General features: G+C 76.3%; 17 protein-coding genes. 6 read left to right on the forward strand and 11 right to left on the reverse strand.

All coding sequences use genetic code 11. The annotated features are described in order from the left end of the window. Positions 1–48: 48 nt before the first annotated feature. On the forward strand, positions 49–615 hold the full coding sequence (locus tag ACYQBY_RS05995) for a hypothetical protein (RefSeq protein WP_459642909.1): 567 nt from the start codon (positions 49–51) through the stop codon (positions 613–615). A gap of 538 nt (positions 616–1,153) precedes the next feature. On the opposite strand, the gene ACYQBY_RS06000 is transcribed toward ACYQBY_RS05995, so the two are convergent. Continuing rightward, positions 1,154–1,597, reverse strand: a complete 444-nt coding sequence (locus ACYQBY_RS06000) for a hypothetical protein (protein WP_459642910.1) — start codon at positions 1,595–1,597, stop codon at positions 1,154–1,156. A gap of 203 nt (positions 1,598–1,800) precedes the next feature. Here ACYQBY_RS06000 and ACYQBY_RS06005 point away from each other — a divergent pair, with 203 nt between their 5' ends. Continuing rightward, positions 1,801–2,544 carry an SDR family oxidoreductase gene (locus tag ACYQBY_RS06005; protein ID WP_459642911.1) on the forward strand — a complete coding sequence of 248 codons (744 nt, stop codon included), beginning with the start codon at positions 1,801–1,803 and terminating at the stop codon, positions 2,542–2,544. A gap of 94 nt (positions 2,545–2,638) precedes the next feature. On the opposite strand, the gene ACYQBY_RS06010 is transcribed toward ACYQBY_RS06005, so the two are convergent. Together ACYQBY_RS06010 and ACYQBY_RS06015 are read right to left on the reverse strand one after the other, a co-directional pair. Further along, positions 2,639–3,181: a 2'-5' RNA ligase family protein gene (locus ACYQBY_RS06010; RefSeq protein ID WP_459642912.1), complete on the reverse strand. Its 543-nt coding sequence runs from the start codon at positions 3,179–3,181 to the stop codon at positions 2,639–2,641. Between the two features lie 3 nt (positions 3,182–3,184). Continuing rightward, entirely contained in the window at positions 3,185–4,432 is a 1,248-nt protein-coding gene (locus ACYQBY_RS06015) for a PQQ-dependent sugar dehydrogenase (protein ID WP_459642913.1), read from the reverse strand. 118 nt (positions 4,433–4,550) lie between these two features. Here ACYQBY_RS06015 and ACYQBY_RS06020 point away from each other — a divergent pair, with 118 nt between their 5' ends. After that, positions 4,551–5,534: a 2-hydroxyacid dehydrogenase gene (locus ACYQBY_RS06020; protein WP_459642914.1), complete on the forward strand. Its 984-nt coding sequence runs from the start codon at positions 4,551–4,553 to the stop codon at positions 5,532–5,534. 81 nt (positions 5,535–5,615) lie between these two features. Further along, complete coding sequence (locus ACYQBY_RS06025; protein ID WP_459642915.1) at positions 5,616–7,688, forward strand: putative bifunctional diguanylate cyclase/phosphodiesterase; 2,073 nt, start codon at positions 5,616–5,618, stop codon at positions 7,686–7,688. Between the two features lie 72 nt (positions 7,689–7,760). Here the strand turns inward: ACYQBY_RS06025 and ACYQBY_RS06030 are convergent, their stop codons facing one another. Beyond that, on the reverse strand, positions 7,761–9,359 hold the full coding sequence (locus tag ACYQBY_RS06030; RefSeq protein WP_459642916.1) for a methyl-accepting chemotaxis protein: 1,599 nt from the start codon (positions 9,357–9,359) through the stop codon (positions 7,761–7,763). A gap of 162 nt (positions 9,360–9,521) precedes the next feature. Between ACYQBY_RS06030 and ACYQBY_RS06035 the strand changes: the two genes are divergently transcribed. Both ACYQBY_RS06035 and ACYQBY_RS06040 read left to right on the forward strand, forming a co-directional pair. Further along, positions 9,522–10,157: a MerR family transcriptional regulator gene (locus ACYQBY_RS06035; protein WP_459642917.1), complete on the forward strand. Its 636-nt coding sequence runs from the start codon at positions 9,522–9,524 to the stop codon at positions 10,155–10,157. A 2-nt stretch (positions 10,158–10,159) separates the two neighbouring features. Further along, on the forward strand, positions 10,160–11,158 hold the full coding sequence (locus ACYQBY_RS06040; RefSeq protein ID WP_459642918.1) for a hypothetical protein: 999 nt from the start codon (positions 10,160–10,162) through the stop codon (positions 11,156–11,158). 347 nt (positions 11,159–11,505) lie between these two features. Here ACYQBY_RS06040 and ACYQBY_RS06045 read toward each other — a convergent pair whose 3' ends face one another. The 7 genes from ACYQBY_RS06045 to nirB form a co-directional block, all read right to left on the reverse strand. Continuing rightward, positions 11,506–11,658, reverse strand: coding sequence for a hypothetical protein (locus ACYQBY_RS06045; RefSeq protein ID WP_459642919.1), 153 nt, complete (start codon positions 11,656–11,658; stop codon positions 11,506–11,508). A 52-nt stretch (positions 11,659–11,710) separates the two neighbouring features. Next, complete coding sequence (locus ACYQBY_RS06050) at positions 11,711–12,139, reverse strand: hypothetical protein (protein WP_459642920.1); 429 nt, start codon at positions 12,137–12,139, stop codon at positions 11,711–11,713. Positions 12,140–12,222: 83 nt separating this feature from the next. Next, positions 12,223–12,930, reverse strand: coding sequence for a sirohydrochlorin chelatase (locus tag ACYQBY_RS06055; RefSeq protein WP_459642921.1), 708 nt, complete (start codon positions 12,928–12,930; stop codon positions 12,223–12,225). Next, positions 12,927–14,039 carry a uroporphyrinogen-III synthase gene (locus ACYQBY_RS06060; protein ID WP_459643125.1) on the reverse strand — a complete coding sequence of 371 codons (1,113 nt, stop codon included), beginning with the start codon at positions 14,037–14,039 and terminating at the stop codon, positions 12,927–12,929. Before ACYQBY_RS06060 ends, ACYQBY_RS06055 begins: the two co-directional genes overlap by 4 nt. Positions 14,040–14,098: 59 nt before the next feature. Next, on the reverse strand, positions 14,099–15,280 hold the full coding sequence (gene cobA, locus ACYQBY_RS06065) for a uroporphyrinogen-III C-methyltransferase (RefSeq protein WP_459643126.1): 1,182 nt from the start codon (positions 15,278–15,280) through the stop codon (positions 14,099–14,101). A gap of 208 nt (positions 15,281–15,488) precedes the next feature. Further along, the gene (locus ACYQBY_RS06070; protein ID WP_459642922.1) at positions 15,489–15,875 is read right to left on the reverse strand and encodes a Rieske (2Fe-2S) protein; all 387 of its coding nucleotides are present in this window, start codon (positions 15,873–15,875) and stop codon (positions 15,489–15,491) included. Between the two features lies 1 nt (position 15,876). Beyond that, positions 15,877–18,546: a nitrite reductase large subunit NirB gene (gene nirB, locus ACYQBY_RS06075; RefSeq protein ID WP_459642923.1), complete on the reverse strand. Its 2,670-nt coding sequence runs from the start codon at positions 18,544–18,546 to the stop codon at positions 15,877–15,879.

Raw genomic sequence — 18,546 nt, forward strand, 5'->3', positions numbered from 1 at the left:
CGTCACCCGGCCGGCACGGCCCGGGACCGAACCCGAGAGGACCAGACCATGCGCCCCACCCGCCGGACCACCGCGGCCGCTGCCGCCGCCGCCGTCAGCGCCGCGACCCTGGCCGTCCTGCCCGCCGCCAGCGCCTCCGCGCAGTCCTGCTCCGACCCGGTCGGCACGCCGGGCAACATCTCGGCCATCCCGTTCTCGAAGCGGGACTGGCCCCTCACCGGTGGCCTGCACATGAGCACCTACAACGGGGCCTTCAACCGGAACACCGGCGGCGCGGCCGCGACGACGCACCTGTACAACAGCTACTGGGGCATGGGTTACCACGGCTCCACGATGGTGGTGATGCGCAACGGCTGCGGCGACGTCATCGGCGTGACGACGCCCGCGACGTACGGCGTGGACGCGAAGAGCTGGTTCTGGAACGCCAACGAGCGCCGGGAGGTCTGGATGCGCTCGGTGGACCCGGCGATCGCGGTGCGCACGGCCAGCGTCGAGGTCGTGCACAACCGGGTCACGACGTCGCCGGCGGAGAACTACAACCGGCTGCGCGACCAGGCCTGCCAGTTCTGGCCGGTCATCGACCCGAACCGGGAGTGCCCGCTGGTCCGCATCTGAGGACCGGCGACCCGCACGCCCGGAGCGCCGGGGAACCGCGAGGTTCCCCGGCGCTCCGGCGTTCCTGTGCCGGAACCCGTCGGTGCCTGCGATGTGCCGGAACCCGCCGGGACCCGCGGCGCACGCGGGCAGCGCCTTCCCGGGACGGCGGTGTCTCCGGGAAGGCGCTGGTGGGGGGAACGGTGCCCCGCCGGGCCCGCCGGGCGGGAGGACCCGCGGCGGAGGGGAAGGACCCGGTCGGTGGACCGGAGCACCGTCACCTGGTCCAACCGGCCGGGTGCCGGCCCGATTCCGCTCCGGGGCCGGGGTGAGCGGTCTCACACGGCCGCGGCCGGCGCGCACGGCGGTGGGCCGGCGCCGCTGCCGCAGCGGGTTCCGCCGTGCCGCCCGCGACGCGGACGGGCGCCACCGGGATCCCGGGCAGGTCGTGAGGACCTGTCCGGGATCCCGGTGGCGCCCGGGACCCCGCCGGGCACCTCCCGCCCCGCGCGGTGCGCGGGGCGGGTGGCGCCCGGGGACGACGTCTGTGCGGCGGTGGTCAGAGCGGGACGACGTGGTACACGAACTCGTAAGCCGTGCCGTGGCCGGTGAACCACTTCTGCTGCTCCTGGCCGGCCTGCGTGGTGCTGACGGTGAGGCGGCCGAGGTGGTCGTGCGGGTCGAAGAAGCGGCCGGAGTCCCACTCCCACAGGTTCACCTCGAAGGAGCTGGTGCAGAAGTCGCGGGAGGGCGGGTTCGTCTCGTTGCCCTGGCTCATGTTCACGCGGTGGTTGACGTCCAGGTACTTGATGCTGATCTCGTCCGTGCTCTCCTCCGTGTCGTGCGCGGTGAGGCGGATGACCTCCAGGCGGTGGCAGCCGGCCGCCTGGGCGGGCGCCGCGGTGACGAGCGCGGCGCCGAAGGCGACGGGAGCGGCCACGGCGAGGGCGAGCGCGCTGCGCAGGCCCCGGCCGCGCCCGGTGCTGTGGGTGGTGGTCGACATCTCGGGTTCCTCCTCCGGTGCGGGCGCCGTGTGCGCCCCGGTGGAAGAACTCTGTCCGGCGGGGTGTCCCGCCGGCATGGTGCGGACGTCCCGGTGCACCCGGGAGGATCCGGACCCGTCCCGCGCGCCGGGAGGCAGTCGCGTCACTACTGTCGGTGGCCGCGGGTCTGGGAACCCGGCGGCGACGACGACGGAGGCAGTGGATGGACCTGGCAGGGGAGATTGCGCTCGTGACCGGCGCCGGCAGCGGCCTCGGCGCGGCGCTGGCCCGGGAACTGGCGGCGGCGGGTGCGCACGTGTGGGTGGGCGACCTGCGCGAGGAGGCCGCGAAGCAGGTGGCGGCCTCCATCGCCGAGGGCGGCGGCAGCGCGAGCGCGGTGGGTTTCGACGTCTCGGACCCGGCGGCCTGCGCCGAGGCGGTCGGGCGCGCCCGCTCGGAGACCGGTGACGTCACGGTGCTGGTGAACAACGCGGGCTACGACGTGTGCACGCCCATCGAGCACCAGACCCCCGAGCAGGCGCACCGCGTGGTCGGGGTGAACCTGCTGGGGCCGATGACGCTGGTCGGGCTGCTGTACCCGGGGATGCTGGAGCGCAACCACGGCTACGTGGTGAACGTGCTGTCCACCGCCGCGCGGCGGGTGTGGACCGAGGCGTCGGCGTACGCGGCGTCCAAGCACGGCCTGCGCGCCTACACCGCGGCGCTGTTCAAGGAGGCGCAGCGGGACTGCACGCAGCGGCACGGGTCCATCGGCATCGGCGTGACGGGGGTCATCCCCGGCGGGATGGCCACGCCGTTCGTCACGGACCGCTTCCCCGACGCGGACCGCTCCCTGCTGCAGGACCCGGCGACGGTCGCGCGCGCGGTGATGGTGGCGTTCCGCACGTGGCCGGACAGCGTCGTGCCGGAACTGGCGGTGCTGCCGCCGGGGGAGTCGTCCTGGTGACGAGCCCGTGACGTCCCGGGCGGTCCGGCCGGGGCCCGGCGGGCCCGGCCGGACCGCACCACCGGCAGGAGCGGCCGGCGCCGTGGGTGTTCCCTCAGCCGCCGAGCCGCACGTGGGCGAGGTCCCCGGCCCCGCCGACCTCCAGGACCGCCAGCGCCTCCACCCGGCCCGCGAGCGGCAGCCCCGCCTCCACGGCGCGCACGGCCGCGGGCACGTCGCGGACCCGGCGCGCGAGGGTGCAGTGCGGTGCCCACCGCCCGGGCCGCGCCGTGGCCAGGGTGTTGCGCAGGCCCTGCGCGGCGGCGCGGGCGAGGACCTCCCCGTGCCAGGCCGCTAGGCCCGCCGCCTGCGAGGGCCCGGCCCACAGCACGGCCCCGCCGCCGAAGGTGCCCGCGACGTCGAGCGCCACCGGGACCGGCGGCAGGGCGGCGGCCACCTCCTCCGCGGCGGCGAGCACGTCCTGCGTCGCCGCAGCCGGGCACGGCAGCCCGAGCAGCGTCAGGTGCGGCCGGTGCCGGGGGGCGGCGGGCACTCGGGTCCCGGTGCGGCGCAACCTCTCCAGCAGGTCCGCGACGGCCGCGTCGAGCCCGGCGTCGAACGCCGCGCAGACGACGAGGGTGCGCTCGCGCGCGGGCACCGCTCAGCCCAGCGGCAGGCGCAGGAGCCGGTCGTCCCCGGGGCGCAGTTCCCCGCGGAAGGTGTTGCTGGTCAGCAGCCAGAGCGAGCCGTCGGGGGCGGCCTCCACCGCGCGCAACCTGCCCAGCTCCTCCTGCAGGTAGGGCTCGGGTGTCCCGGTCGCGCCGTCGGGGGTCAGCGGGACCCGCCAGAGCCGCTCCCCGCGCAGGCACGCCAGCCACACCGCGTCGGCGGTCACGGTGATGCCGCTGGGGGAGGCCTCCTCCGTCTCCCAGGAGTGCAGCGGCGCGGTGAAACGGCCCCCGCCGTCGCCGGGTCCCTCCACCTCCGGCCAGCCGTAGTTCCCGCCGGCGCGGATGAGGTTCAGCTCGTCGAACCGGTCCTGGCCGAACTCCGCGGCGTACATCCGCCCGGTGCTGTCCCAGCCGATGCCCTGGACGTTGCGGTGGCCCCGGGACCACACCGGGGAGGCGGGGTCGGGGTTGTCGGGTGCGGGTTCCCCGTCCGGGGTGACCCGCAGGATCTTGCCGCCGAGGTTCTCCGGGTCCTGCGCCGCACCGCGGCTGGCGGCGTCGCCGGTGCCGATGTACAGCATCCCGTCGGGGCCGAACCGGATCCGGCCGCCGTTGTGGACGCGGGCCTTCGGGATGCCGGTGACGACGGGTTCGGGGTTCACGAGCCTGCCGTCGCGGTAGGTCATCCGCACGACCCGGTTGTCCTCGCGGGTCGTCTGGTACAGGTACACCTCGTCGTCCTGCGCGAACCCCGGGGACAGGGCGATGCCGAGCAGGCCGCCCTCCCCGTCCGGCGCGACGTCGGGCACGCGGCCCTCGGGCCCGGGCGCGGGAACCGCGGCGACGGTCCCGGGCCCGGTGCGCAGCACCCGCGCCTGGTCCCGCAGGGTCACCAGCGCGGCGCCGTCCGGCAGCAGCGCCACGTCCCACGGCACGTCGAGGCCGGTGGTGATGTCGGCCGGCTCCTGCGGCAGGCCCGCGGGCAGCTCCCCGGGGGGTGCGCCCGGCGCCGGGGTGGACGGCGAGGTGGACCCCGACGGCGCGGCGGACCCCGACGGCGAGGTGGACCCCGACGGCGAGGTGGACTGCGAGGGGGTGACCGGCGCCGCGCTCGGCGCGGGTTCCGGCGCGCCGCTGCACGAGCCGGCGGTCAGGGCCGCGGCCAGCGCCAGGACGGCCGGTGCCCCGCGTCGGGACCGCGGGCGGGACGGGCCGGTGGCCGGGTGCGGACGCTCCATGCGCCCATCCTGCGGCGCGCCGCGGCATCGTGCACGGCTGCCGTGCCGCGGGGTCGTNNNCCCCGGGCGCGCCCGGGGACGCCACGGGGAGGCACGGCGGGCGGCTACGGTGCCGACCGTGCCCCCGACGACGGTCGTCAGCCTCCCCGACGAGACGTGGGTGCGGGACCTCGCCCCGCTGCCGGAGGGGGTGCGGGCGGTGGTGTGGGACCTCACCGGCCCGCCCCCGGAACCCCTCCCGGCCCTCGTGGTGCCGCCCTACATGAGCCCGCCGGCGCTGCTGGACGCCGTGGCCGCGGTCCCGGCGGTGCGGGTCGTGCAGTCCCTGAGCAACGGCTACGACGGTGTGCTGGAACGCCTCCCGGCGCACGTGACCTTCTGCAACGCGGCCGGGGTCCACGACACCTCCACCGCGGAGCTGGCCGTCGCGCTCGCGCTCGTCTCCCGGCGCGGCATCGACGGGGACGTGCGCGCGCAGGACGCGGGGCTGTGGCGGCCCGGGCCGCGGCGTGCGCTCGCCGACGGCCGCGCGCTGGTCGTCGGCCGGGGCGGTGTCGGCCGCGCCGTCGCGTCGCGGCTGGCGGCCCTGGAGGTGGACGTCACCCCCGTGGCGAGCCGCGCGCGCACCGAGGACGGCGTGCGGGTGCGGGCGGTGGAGGAGCTGCCGGAGCTGCTGGGGTGGCACGACCTCGTCGTCCTGGCCTGCCCGCTGACGGAGCGCACCCGCGGCCTGGTGGACGCGGGGTTCCTCGCCGCGATGCCCGGCGGTGCGCTGCTGGTGAACGTCGCCCGCGGCCCGGTCGTGGACACCGGCGCGCTGCTCGCCGAGCTGTTCGCGCGGCGGCTGCACGCGGCGCTGGACGTCACCGATCCCGAGCCGCTGCCTCCCGGGCACCCGCTGTGGAGCGCCCCGAACGTCGTCGTCACCCCGCACGTCGGGGGCGACACCACGGCCTTCCGGCCCCGCGCCCTGCGGCTGCTCGCCGAGCAGGTGCGCCGCTTCGCGGGGGGCGCGCCGCTGGGGAACGTGGTGCGCGCCGGCCGGGACGACGGGTGGGACGACGGGTGGGACGACGGGCGGGACGCCGCCGCGAGCGGGTGAGACCCGCCGCGAGGTGGCGGACCCGGGCCGCACCGGCGCGGCCGTCTGGCCCGGAGTGCCCCCGGTGGGTACCTTCGCGGCGTGGGCTCCGATCCCCGTCTCGCCGTCGCGGACGCGCTGTGGTCCGACGGCGACCCCTGGGTCGCGTGCCGGGCGGTCCGCGACGCCTCCGGGGCGGTCGCGGACCTGGAGTACGTCCTGGCCAACCCGGAGGCCGAGGCCGCCGTCGGGCTCGGTCCCCTGGTGGGGCGGCGCATGCTCGACGTGGTCCCCGAGGCGCGCGGCGGCCTCTTCGAGCTGTTCCGCGAGTCGCTGGAGGAGGGCGTGCCGCGGCAGCTGTGCCTGCCGCGCCTCACCCGTGACGACCTGCCCCTCTGGCGGGCCGGGTGGGTCACCTACGAGGTGCGCGTGGCGGGCGACACGGTCGTGGTGCACTGGCGGGACTCCACCGCCGAGCGGGAGGACGCCGAGGCCGCCAAGCTGCTCGAGCAGCGGCTGACCGCCCTGGTGGAGAACGCCAGCGACGTCGTCTCCGTCGCCTCGGCCGAGGGGACCATCACCTACGTCACCCCGGCCGTCGTGCGCGTCCTGGGCCGCGACGTCCTCGGCGAGGACGTCCTGGCCTCCGTCCACCCGGACCACCGGGAGGTGGCCCAGGCCGTCTTCGAGCAGATCGTCGCGGGGCGGCCGGGCGAGAGCGCCGAGGTGGAGCTGCAGGTGCGGCACGAGGACGGCCGCTGGCTGTGGGTGGACGTGCACGGGACGAACTACCTCGCCGACCCCGCGGTCGGCGGCGTGGTCCTCAACTGGCGCGACGTCACCGAGCAGCGGACCCTCGCCGACCGGCTGCGCCGCGACGCCCTGCACGACCCGCTGACGGGGCTGCCCAACCGCCGCCTCCTCACCGCGGAGCTGGAGCGCGCCGTGGCCCGCACCCAGCGCGACGACTCCAGCGTCGGCGTCGTGCTCTGCGACGTGGACCACTTCAAGGCCGTCAACGACGCCCTCGGCCACCCCGCGGGGGACGAGCTGCTGCACGCGATCGCGGGCCGGCTGCGCCACGCCGTGCGGCCGGCGGACGTCGTCGCCCGCATCGGCGGCGACGAGTTCGTGGTGCTCGCCGAGGACCTGTCGGCGGACCCGGCCACCGGCCGCGCCGAGCTGGCCGCGCTGGCCGCCCGCGTGCGCGGGGCCGTGCGCGGCAGCTACCTGCTCTCCGGGCACGAGACGGTGGTCACCACCACGATGGGCGGCGCCGTGGGCCGGTACCCCGTGCCCACGGGCGACCTGGTCGCGGAGGCCGACGCCGCGCTGTACGAGGCCAAGCGTTTCGGCCGCGACCGCTGCGAGGTGTTCGACGAGGACCTGCACCGGCGCCACCGCGAGCGCGCCGACCTGGAGGTGGGCCTGCGCCGCGCCCTCGGCGGCGGTGAGCTGCAGATGCACTACCAGCCGCAGGTGGACGTCGCGACGGGCCGCACCGTCGGCGCGGAAGCCCTGCTGCGCTGGATCCACCCCGACCGCGGGATCCTGCTGCCGGGGGAGTTCCTCCCCCTGGCGGAGGAGAGCGGGCTGATCGTGGACCTGGGCGCGTGGGTGCTCACCGCCGCGATGACGGGCGCGGCGGGCTGGGAGGCGGAGGACGGCGGCACGGCGCCGTACGTCACCATCAACCTCTCCGGCCGCCAGGTCGTGCACCCCACGCTGCTGCAGCACATCGACGCGGCGCTGGCCAGCAGCGGGATCGAGCCCTCCCGCGTCGAGGTGGAGATCACCGAGAGCGTCGCGATGGGCAACCCGGGGGTCATCGACCGCGTCCTGCACGCCGTGCGGGACAAGGGCATCGGCATCGCGCTGGACGACTTCGGCACCGGCTGGTCGTCGCTGGCCTCGCTGCGCCGCCTGCCCGTGGACACCGTGAAGCTCGACCGCAGCTTCATCGTCGACCTCGACGCGGTGGACGAGCCGGGGCACACGGTCGTGGAGGCCGTGACGAGCCTCGCCCACGCGCTGGGCAAGACGGTCATCGCCGAGGGCGTGGAGACCCCCGCGCAGCACCTCGCGCTCGTGGACCTCGGCTGCGACCGCGCGCAGGGTTTCCTCTACGGCGCGCCGGCCGCCGCCCTCGCCGCGGGCGTCGCGCCCCTCGGCTGACCGACCACCCCGACGACCGCCCACGGCGACGGCCCGGCGGGGAGTTCCGCCGGGCCGTCGTCGCGGGGTGCGTCAGCAGCGGAAGCGGGCCACCACGCCCTGCAGCTCGGACGACATCCGCGACAGCTCCTCCGCGGCGTGCTGCGCCTGCAGCACGCCCTCGGTGGTCACGTGCGCGGCGGCGGCGACGCCCTCGATGCTGCCGGCGATCTCCTGCGAGCCGGCGGCCGCGTCGGAGACGTTGCGGTTCATCTCGTTCGTCGTCGCGGTCTGCTCCTCCACCGCCGCGGCGATGGTCGTCTGGATGTCGTTGATCCGCTCGATGGTGGCGGTGATCCGGGAGATCGCGTCCACGGCACCGCCGGTGTCGGCCTGGATCGCCGCGACCCGGGCGGAGATGTCCTCGGTGGCGCGGGCGGTCTGCTGGGCCAGCTCCTTCACCTCGCCGGCGACGACCGCGAAGCCCTTGCCGGCCTCACCGGCGCGGGCGGCCTCGATGGTGGCGTTGAGGGCGAGCAGGTTCGTCTGCTCCGCGATGGAGGTGATGGCCTTGACGACGTCGCCGATCTCGGCGCTGGACTGCCCGAGACGGGTGATGCTCTCGGTGGTGCGCTCGGCCTCCTGCACCGCCTCGGCGGCGACGCGGGCGGCCTCGGAGGAGTTCTGCGCGATCTCCACGATGGAGACGCCCATCTCCTCGCTGCCGGCGGCGACCGTCTGCACGTTCGCCGAGACGAGGGCGGCGGAGGCGGCGGCGCCACCGGCCTGCGCGGAGACCTGCTCGGCGGAGTGCGCGATCTGCGCGGAGGTGCTGGTGAGCTGCTGGGCGGAGGCGGACAGGGAGTCCGCCGACCCGGAGATGGTGCTGACGGCGGAGCGCATCGCGCCCTGGGCGCGGCGCAGGGACTCGGCCATGCGGCCCAGCTCGCAGTTGCTGCTGACGGCGACGGGGCGGGTCAGGTCGCCCTCGGCCATCCCGTCGACGGCGTGGGCCACGCGGCGCAGCGCGCCGACGATCGTGCGGGAGACCAGGAGCGCGAACGCCACGGAGAGCGCCAGGCCCAGCCCCAGGACGAGCAGGGAGGTCAGCTTCGCGGTGGAGTTGGCGGCGTCGGCGGCGGCGAGGCTCTTCCCGGCGTCGGCGAGTTCGTACTCCTCCACGCGGTCCAGGGCGTCGGCCAGGTCGGAGATGACGGGCTGCGCGACGTCGTCGCGGACCCGCGTGTACTCCACGAAGGAGTTCGCGTCCGCCAGCGGCACGAGCTGCTCGTCGCGGATCTCGCGGAACTCCGCGATCTTCGCCGTGAAGATGTCCCAGTCGGCCTGCTGGCCGCTGATGCCGAGCGCCTCGTACTCCGCGACGGCGGCGTCGAGGTCGGCGTCGGTCTCCCGGATCTTCTCGCCGAACTCCGCGATGGTCGCCTCGTCCTGGGACAGCGCGTAGTTCGCGATGAGCATGCGGGACTTCAGCTGCTCCTGGTGCACGTGGCCGCGGGCGACGAGGCCGGCCATGTTCTTGTCGGCCAGGTGGTGCGCGGTGGCGCTGGTGGAGGTGATCGCGCGCACGCCGACGAGCGCGACGGCGACGGCGACCAGGGCCATGAGCACCACGACGAGGACGATCCGGGTGCCGACCTTGCGGTTCGCCACTGCTCGGAGGACGGGGTTCATGGCCTGCTCCTGGACCTGGATGTGATGGTCCTCACCCATCGGCGCCGCGGCGCGCTGCCTTGAGCGGTCAGGCGGGATCGCCCCGGGCGGCTGGCAGCTCGGCGTGGGTGCCCGCGACGGCCCGTCCTTGATAGATCCACTATCGATAGCTACTCTATCGATGTGCGGATCTCGGAACTCAGCGCTCGCAGCGGCGTCAGCGCAGCCTCGATCAAGTACTACGTGCGCGAGGGCCTGCTCCCCCCCGGCCAGCGCACGGGCTACAACCAGACCGACTACACCGACCGGCACCTCGAGCGCCTGCGCCTCATCCGCTCCCTCATCGACGTGGGAGGCCTGCCGGTCACCGCGGTCGCCCGCGTCCTCGCCGCCGTCGACGACCCCGACCTCCCGCTGCAGGAGGTCCTCGGCGCCGCCCAGCAGGCGCTGCCCCAGGCGCTCACCCCGCCGTCGCCCCGGGCCGTGGCCCGCGTGGCGGAGCTGGTCGCCGACCGCGGCTGGCGCGTCCACGACGACAACCCCGGCCTGCGCGCCGTCGCGAGCGTCCTCGACAGCTACACCCGGCTGGGACGCGAGGACCTGGCCGCAACCCTGCCCCGCTACGCCGAGGCGGCCGCGCTCGTCGCCGAGGCCGACCTCGACGCCGTCGCCGCTCCCGCGAGCGCCGCGCGCGGTGCGGCCGCCGAGACCGTCGTCGTCGGCACCGTCCTGGGGGACCAGCTCCTGGCCGGCCTGCGCCGCATCGCGCAGGAGGACGCCTCGACCCGCCGCTACAGCCGAACCGGAGGAAACCCGTGACCGTGACCGCCCCGACCACCGGGAGCACTGCGCTGCCTGCGCTGCCCCGGCCCTCCCGCTGGAACCGCCCCCTGCTCGGCGTCACCGTCGCCATGGCCGTCCTCACCCTGCTCACCGGTGTGCTCGCCCTCGTCGACCCGCGGGAGGTCCTCGGCCAGAACGCCTGGTTGAAACCGCTGAAGTTCGCGCTCTCCACCGGGATCTACGCGCTCACGATGGCCTGGCTGGTCGGCCTGCCCGGTCTGCGCCGGCCCTGGCTGGCCCGGGCGGTGGCGCTGGTGACCGCGATCGGCCTCGTGATCGAGATCGCCGTCATCGGCTACGCCGCCGCGGTGGGCACGACCAGCCACTTCAACGTCTCGACCCCGTCCAGCGCGGCGCTGTGGTCGGCGATGGCCGTCTCGATCGTCGTCGTGTGGGCGATGACGCTCGTCGTCGGGGTGCTCGTCCTGCGCAGCCCGCTGCCCGAGCGCGCCCGCACGCTCGCCGTCTCCGCCGGGATCGTCCTCGCGCTCGCGGGCATGGCGCTGGGGTTCCTCATGACGACGCCGACCCCGGAGCAGCTGGAGGACTTCCAGGGGATCGCCGGTGCGCACGCCGTCGGGGTTCCCGACGGCGGGGCCGGGATCCCGTTCCTGGGCTGGAGCACGCAGGGCGGGGACCTGCGCGTCCCGCACTTCGTCGGACTGCACGCCCTCCAGGCCATCCCCCTCGTCCTGCTCGTCCTGGAACGGGCGAGCCGGCGCGTCGCGGCGCTGCGCCCGGAGCGCACCCGGGCCCGGCTCGTCCTGGTGGCGGCCCTGGGCTACGCGGCCGTCATGGCCCTGCTGACCTGGCAGGCCCTGCAGGGACAGCCGGTCACGGCCCCGGGCGCCGCCGTCCTCGGCGGGGCGGCGGCGATCGCCGGAGGTGTCGCCGCGGGCGCCGCGGCGGTCCTCGGGCGCCGCCCGCGGGGCACGACCGACGCCGGGCGCCCTCGGCTGCCGGAGAGCACTCGCTGACCCGCCGGGGTGTCGCGGCTCTCTCGTCGTCCGACCGCGCCCGGGTCGACGACGACCGCGCGCACCCCGAGGTGGGCCAGTTCGTGCGCGGCGGCGATGGCCGCGGGTGCCCCGGGTCCGCCGCCCCGGGGCGTCGACGAGTGCCGGCGGGTGGCGCCCGGTGACCGCTACCGCGGGGTCAGGGGTGGTGGGCACGTCGCCTCCGGAGGTCGTCCTCGATCGTCTGCCCGCGTTGCGGGTGTGGAGGCGCGCGTCGTGGGCGTGTGCGGTCGCGGCGCTGATGGCCAGCTCGCCGGGCAGCGGCCCGACGTCACGGGCCAGGACGACGCTGGTGTCGGGGACCGCCCTCACCGCTGCGCCCACGGGTCCGCGAGCTCGGAGCTGACCAGGGCGCGGTCCTGCTCCCGGGTCGGGTCGGCGGCTCCGGGGAACAGGTCCTCGACGCGCCGCAGGAGGTCGGAGGCCTGGTTCCGCAGCTCCCGCAGACCGACGGTCGTCACGGCACCCGAAGTAGCACTCGTGCTGTCCCGGGAGCGGCCGCGTAAGCCGGTGTCAGCCGGGCCGGCAGGCCCCGACGTCGTCCGGGGACACCGCCTCGGGGCACCACTCGTGACCCCAGCGCCCGGCGCCGGGGACGGCCCGGCCGCTGTCGGCGTAGACCTCCAGGCCCTGCCGGCCGGGCAGCGTGCGGTAGTGGTCCGAGAGGGTCCCGCCCCCGGTCGTGGAGGTCCTGACCTCCTGCTCCGCGCCGCGCCGGTCGGCGGCGGCGGCGAGCAGGCAGTCCCACGCCCCCGGTGGGGCCACCCCACCGGGCAGCAGGGTCACCGCAGGGCACGTCGGGAGGGCCTGGCGGCTGTGGAAGTCCTCGGCGGTCAGCGCCCGCACGAGGGGTGGGACCAGCAGCAGGAGCCCGCCCCCGACGAGGAGGACGGTGAGGACCAGCCAGCCGACCGGCGAGGGGCGCGGGGACGGTTCCGTCACGTCGGGTCCTCCGTCGTCATCACGCTCCGACGGCCACCCCGCCGCGTCGGTTCCCGGCCGGACCCCGTCCCCCGGGAGCCGGCTCAGCCCGCAGGGACCGCCCAGTCCGCGAGGGCGGCGTCGTAGCGGCGCAGCGCGAGCGCGGCGATGCGCGGGTCCGCGCCCAGGGGAGCGGCGACCCGGTCCGCGCCCGCCTCGGCGAGGCGGTCCGTGAACACCCCGGGGGCCAGCAGGTAGCTCGCGATCGTCACCGCCCGGCCGCCCGCGCGGGCCAGCCGCACCGCCCCCGGCACACCGGGCTGCGCGATGGAGAGGTACCCGGGCAGGACGGGCGTCCCGCGGCGGGCGGACAGCGCCGCGGCGACCGCCTCCACGTCGGCGGTCGCACGGGCGCTGGAGGAACCGGCGGCGGCCAGCACGACCGCGTCGTCCGCCCCGGCCCCGCACTCCGCGAGGCGGTCGGCGAGCACGTCGACGAGGACGTCGTCCGGGCCGAGCGCCGCCGCCGCGCGCGCCAGGCCACCCGTTGCCTCCACCGCCGAGCGCACGTCGTGCCGCACGTGGAACCCGGTGGACAGCAGCAGCGGCACGGCCACGCTGCGCAGGCCCGCGGCGGCCAGCTCCGCCACGACCGGACCCAGTTCGGGGCGCTGCACGTCGACGTGCGCGGCCCGCACCCGCACGTCGGGGCGCTGTGCGCCGATGGCCAGGCGCAGCTCGGCGATGCAGCGCCGGCCGGCGGGGGAGCGGGTGCCGTGGGAGACGGCGACGAGGACGGGGGGCTCGCTCACGCCGCCCCCGCCACGTCGAGGCGGTAGCCGCGCTTGACGACCGTGCGGACCAGGTCCGGTGCCGGCAGGGCCGCGCGCAGGCGTCCCACGACGACCTCCACGGCGTGCGGGTCGCTCGCGCCCGGCAGCAGGGCCAGCAGCTCCGTGCGGTTCACGACGCCCCCGGCGGCCTCCGCGAGGCGCCTGAGCACCGAGAACGGGCCGGGGCTGAGCTCCAGCAGCTCCCCGCCCAGCAGGGCGTGCTGGGCGCGCACGACGAGCTCCCCGGCGGGCGTGGGCAGCCGGTGCAGGGGGTTGGCCGCCAGGTGGGCGCTCAGGGTGCGGCTGAGCGCCCCGAGGCGCCAGCGGTCCGGCACGAGGGGCTCGACGCCGACGCGGCGCAGCGGCTCGGCGGTCACGTCGCCGACCGCGCAGGCCACGACGGGTCCGGTGAGGGCGGAGACCAGCTCGGCCGAGCGACCCTGCCGCGCCGCCACGCGCAGCAGCTCCGCGGCACCCGGCGCGCTCGTGAACGTCACCGCGTCCACCCGCTGTGCGGCGATCGCCTCGACGAGGCGGGCCACCGCCGCGGGGTCATCCGGCGGCAGCCACCGGTAGACCGCCACGCCGCGCACCCGCGCCCCCGCGGCGGCCAGCGGGGCCAGGATCTCCGCCGGGTCCGCCGCCCCGTGCAGCTGCACCACGACCGAGGCGCCCGCCACGCCCTGGGCCAGGAGGTGCTCCACGGCCTCCGACGTCTGCTCCGAGGCCGCCGACCACTCCTCGCTCAGCCCCGCCGCGCGGATGGCCCCCTTGGCCTTGGGGCCGCGGGCCAGCAGCCGCGCCCCGCCCAGGGCGGCGAGCAGCTGCGGCGCCAGGCCCGCGGAGTCCGCGGCCTCCACCCAGCCGCGCAGGCCGATGCCGGTGGTGACCACGACGATGTCCGGGGGGTCGGTGACGACGTCGCGGGTGGCGTCGAGGAGCTGCTCGTCCTCCGGCAGCGGCACGATCCGCATGGTCGGGGCGTGCAGCACCTGCGCACCGCGGCGGGTGAAGGTCGCGATGAGGTCGTCGGAGCGGCGGTCGCTGGTGATGCCGATCGTGACGCCCAGCAGCGAGCGCGGGTCCACCCCCTCCGCGCGCGCGGAGGGGGTGGGGCCCTCGGTGGTGGTGCCGTCGGTGGTGGTGCTCACTCAGCTCCTCCGGGTGCGTCGCCCATCGCGGCGACGGCCCCGATCACGATGACCGCGGGGGCGCGCACGCCGCGCTCCGCGGCCACCCGGGCGATGTCCGCCAGCGGCGCACGGGTGGTGCGCTGCCGGGGCGTGCAGCCGTTCTCCACGACGGCGACGGGCGTGGCGGGCTCCTTGCCGTGCTCGAGCAGGCCGGCGGCCAGCTCCGGCAGCGTGGAGACGCCCATGAGGACGACGAGGGTGCCGTCCAGGCGGGCCAGCGTCGCGTGGTCGAGGGTCTCGTGGCCGGTGGTGACGGTGACGGCGCGGGAGAGGCCCCGGTGCGTGACGGGGATGCCCGCGGCGGCGGGCACGGCGAAGGCGCTGGTGACCCCGGGCACGACGTCGACGTCCACACCGGCCTCCCGGCAGGCGGCGACCTCCTCGCCGCCGCGGCCGAGGACGTAGTTGTCCCCGCCCTTCAGGCGCACCACGCGGTGCCCGGCGCGCGCGGCCTCCACGAGGATGCGGTTGATCTCGTGCTGGGGCACGGGGTGGTGGTCGGGCGTCTTGCCGACGTCGACGACCTGCACGTCCTCGTCCAGCTCGGTGAGGACGCCGGTGGGGGCCAGCCGGTCGACGACGACGACGTCGGCCTCGGCCAGCGCCCGCCGCCCGCGCAGGGTGAGCAGGTCCGCGTCGCCCGGGCCGCCGCCGACGAGGGTGATGGAGCCGGGCCCGCGGCGGGAGCGGCGCAGGGGCAGCGCCCCGGAGTCCAGCAGGCGCGCGAGGGCGACCTTGAGGCGGCGGGCCCGCCGCGGGTCACCGCCGGCGGTGACGGAGACGGTGACCTCGCCGCGGCGCGCCACCGACGGCGTCCACGCGGCGGAGGAGGCGGCGTCGTCGGCGCGCACGCACCAGGTACGCCGTGCCTCGGAGGCGGCGGCCACGGCGCCGTCCACGTCGCGGTCGCCGGTGGCGGTGTGCACGAGCCACGCGCCGTCGAGGTCGGCCGGCTCCCAGGTGCCCGGCCGCCACGTCAGCGCGCCCGCGGCGGCCAGCTCGGCGAGGTCCTCGCACAGCTGCGGCGCGACGACGAGGACGTCGGCGCCGCAGTCCAGCAGGCCCCGGGCGCGGCGGGCCGCGACGGGACCGCCGCCGACGACCACGGCGCGGCGGCCGGCCACGTCCAGGTGCAGCGGGTACGCCGCGGCGCGCGCGGGCTCCGGCGCGCCGGGCGCCGCGGTCCCGGCGGTGGGGTGCTCGTGGGGAGCGGGCACGGTGGGACCTCCAGTCACCGGCACGGGGATGTGGCCAGGATGCCACCTGCGCGGCGGTGGCGGGGCCGAACGGGCCGGTTCCGCCCGCCCGGAGCAGAGCCGGCACCCGCCCGGCCGGGTGCCGGGTTCAGCACGCCGGGCCCGCCGGGGATTCCCCGCCGCCGGCGGGGGCGATGAGCACGGAGCCGTCCGGGCCGACCCGGCAGGGGTGCACCCGCACGGGCGGCTGCCCGCTGGTGGAGGTCCCCGTGGCCAGGTCCCAGGCGTACAGGTGCAGCGGGCACACCACGACCCGCTCGTCGATCTGCCCGTCGGCCAGCGGCCCGCCGGCGTGCGGGCACCACGCCTGCACGGCGCTCAGCTTGCCGCTGCGGTGCCGGAACACCGCGACCTGCTCGCCGTCCACGACGTAGCTGCGGCCCTCCCCGGCGGGGATCTCGTCGAGGTGCCCGACGCGGACCGCGCCGTCCTCCTGCACGGCGGGCGCGCCGGCGCCCTCGAGCTGTGCGGTCATCTCAGCGCGCTCCTTCGGGAACGAGGCCGTCGGCCGCGGCGGGCCGGGCCGCCGCGTTCGAGTGCACCTCCGGCAGCACCCCACCGGGGGCACCGCCCGGGCGGCGGGGCACCAGCGGCAGGTCCACCAGCGGCAGCGACGTGCGGAACTGGCCGGGGACGACGGGCTCGCGGCCCTCGCTCCACGGGTCGACGTAGGCGTCCACGGACTCCTGCAGGCGGGCGTCCAGGCCCGCGGCCAGGCCGTCGGAGTCCTCCACCACGACCTTGCGGACCCGCTCGACCCCGAGGCGCGGCACGAAGTCGTAGGTGCGCTCCAGCCAGTTCGCCCACTCCCGGTAGAACTGGATGAACCGGCCCGAGAGCAGGATCACCTCCTCGGGGCTGTCCACCGTGGCGAGCAGGTCGCCCTTGCGGACCGAGGCGCCCGCCGCGCCACCGACGTAGATCTCCCACTTGCCGGCGCCGACCGCGACGACCCCGACGTCCTTGACGTACGCCTCGGCGCAGTTGCGGGGGCAGCCCACGACCGCCAGCTTCAGCTTCGCGGGGGTCTCCAGGCCCTGGAAGCGCGACTCCAGGTCGATGCCGAGCTGGGTGGAGTCCCCGAGGCCGAACCGGCAGAAGTCCGTGCCCACACATGTCTTCACGGTGCGCATGCTCTTGCCGTACGCGTACCCCGAGGGCATCCCCAGGTCCGCCCACATCGAGGGCAGGTCCTCCTTCTTCACCCCGAGCAGGTCGATGCGCTGCCCGCCGGTGACCTTCACCATGCCGACGGAGTACTTGTCCGCCACGTCGGCGATCTTCCGCAGCTGCTCGGGGGTGGTGACGCCGCCCTTCATCTGCGGCACCACGGAGAACGTGCCGTCGCGCTGGATGTTGGCGTGGACGCGGTCGTTGACGAAACGGGCGTCGCGCTCCTCCACGACCCCGCCGGGCCACATCACCCGCAGCAGCGAGGTCAGCGCCATCTTGGACTTCGCGTCCTCCGCGCCGCCGGGGGCGAGGGCGGCGAACACCGAGGACACCGAGCGCAGGTCCTGCTCCCGGATGGCGGCCATCAGGGTGGGCTTGTCCATCGGGATGGCGGGGACGTACCAGCTCGCGGACTCGTCCACGGCCAGGGCGCCGCCGGCGGCCCACTCGGTGATCTGCCCGACGAGGGTCTTGCAGGAACCGCAGCCCTTGCCGGCGCGGGTGGCGTCGACGACGGCACCCACCGACGTGCAGCCGCCCTTGACGGCGTCCACGATCGCGCCCTTGGTGACGCCGTTGCAGTTGCAGACCTGCGCGCTGTCGTCCAGCTCCGCCGCGCCGGTCTCCTCCGAGGGCCCGCCGAGGTCGAACAGCAGCTGCACGCGCTCCTCGGGCAGCGGCGTGCCCTGGTCGAACGCCTGCTGCAGGAACCCCGCCTTGCGGGCGTCCCCGACGAGGGTGGCGCCCACGACGCGGCCCTCGCGGATGACGACGTTCTGGTAGACCCCCCGCCCGGGCTCGGAGAACACCACGAACTCGTCGTCGGTGCGCTCCGGCTCCTTCAGGCCCATCGCGACGACGTCGACGCCGGCGACCTTGAGCTTCGTGGCGGTGCGCGAGCCGTGGTACTCCGCCGTGGGGTCCGCGCCGGTGAGCTGGTCGGCCAGGACGGTCGCCATCTCCCACAGCGGCGCGACGAGGCCGTACGTCTCCCCGCGGTGCTGCACGCACTCGCCGACGGCGTAGACCTCCCCGGCGTCGTCGCCGTCGTCCCCGACGCAGCGCATGGTGTCGTCCACGACGACGGCGCGCTCGACGGCGAGGCCGGAGCGCGCGGCCAGCTCGGCGTTGGGGCGGATCCCGGCGGTGACGACGACGAGGTCGGCCTCCAGGGTGCGCCCGTCCGCGAGCACGACACCGCTGACGCGCTCGGTGCCGGTGACGGCGACGGTTCGGGCCGCGGTGTGCACGGTGATCCCGAACGCCTCGATCTGCCGCTGCAGGACGCGGCCGGCCTCGGCGTTGAGCTGCTGGTTCATCAGGTGCCGGGGGGAGTGGACGAGCTCGACCTCCAGGCCGTGGCTCTGCAGGCCCCGCGCGGCCTCCAGCCCGAGCAGGCCGCCACCGATCACGACGGCCCGGCGGTGGGTCCGGGCGTCGGCGAGCATCGAGCGGGTGTCGTCGAGGGTCCGGAACCCGAACACCCCGGGCAGCATCGAGCCGTCCTCGCGGTACAGGCCCGTCATGCCGGGGAAGAACGGCACGGAACCCGTGGCCAGGACCAGCACGTCGTAGGGCGTCTGCGCACCCGTGTCGTCGTGGACGACCTTGGCGTGCCGGTCGACGAGCGTGACGCGCACCCCGGCGCGCAGGTCGATGCCGTTCTCCTCGTACCACGGCAGGCTGTTGAGGAAGATGCCGTGCTCCTCCTCCTCGCCGGAGAGCACGTGGGAGAGCATGATGCGGTTGTAGTTGCCGTACGGCTCGTCCCCGAACATCGTCACGGAGAACATGTCCGCGCCGCCGCGGGCGAGGACCTCCTCCACGGCGCGGGCGCCGGCCATGCCGTTGCCGACGACGACGAGGCGCCGGCGGGTGTTCGCGCGCTGCGCGGGCAGCGCCGCGACGGGATCGGTGCCGGTGGTGGGTCCTGCGGTCGAGCCCGCGCGCAGCGCGGGGGTGGTGGCGGTCAT

The sequence above is a fragment of the Kineococcus anabasis genome (assembly GCF_054590795.1).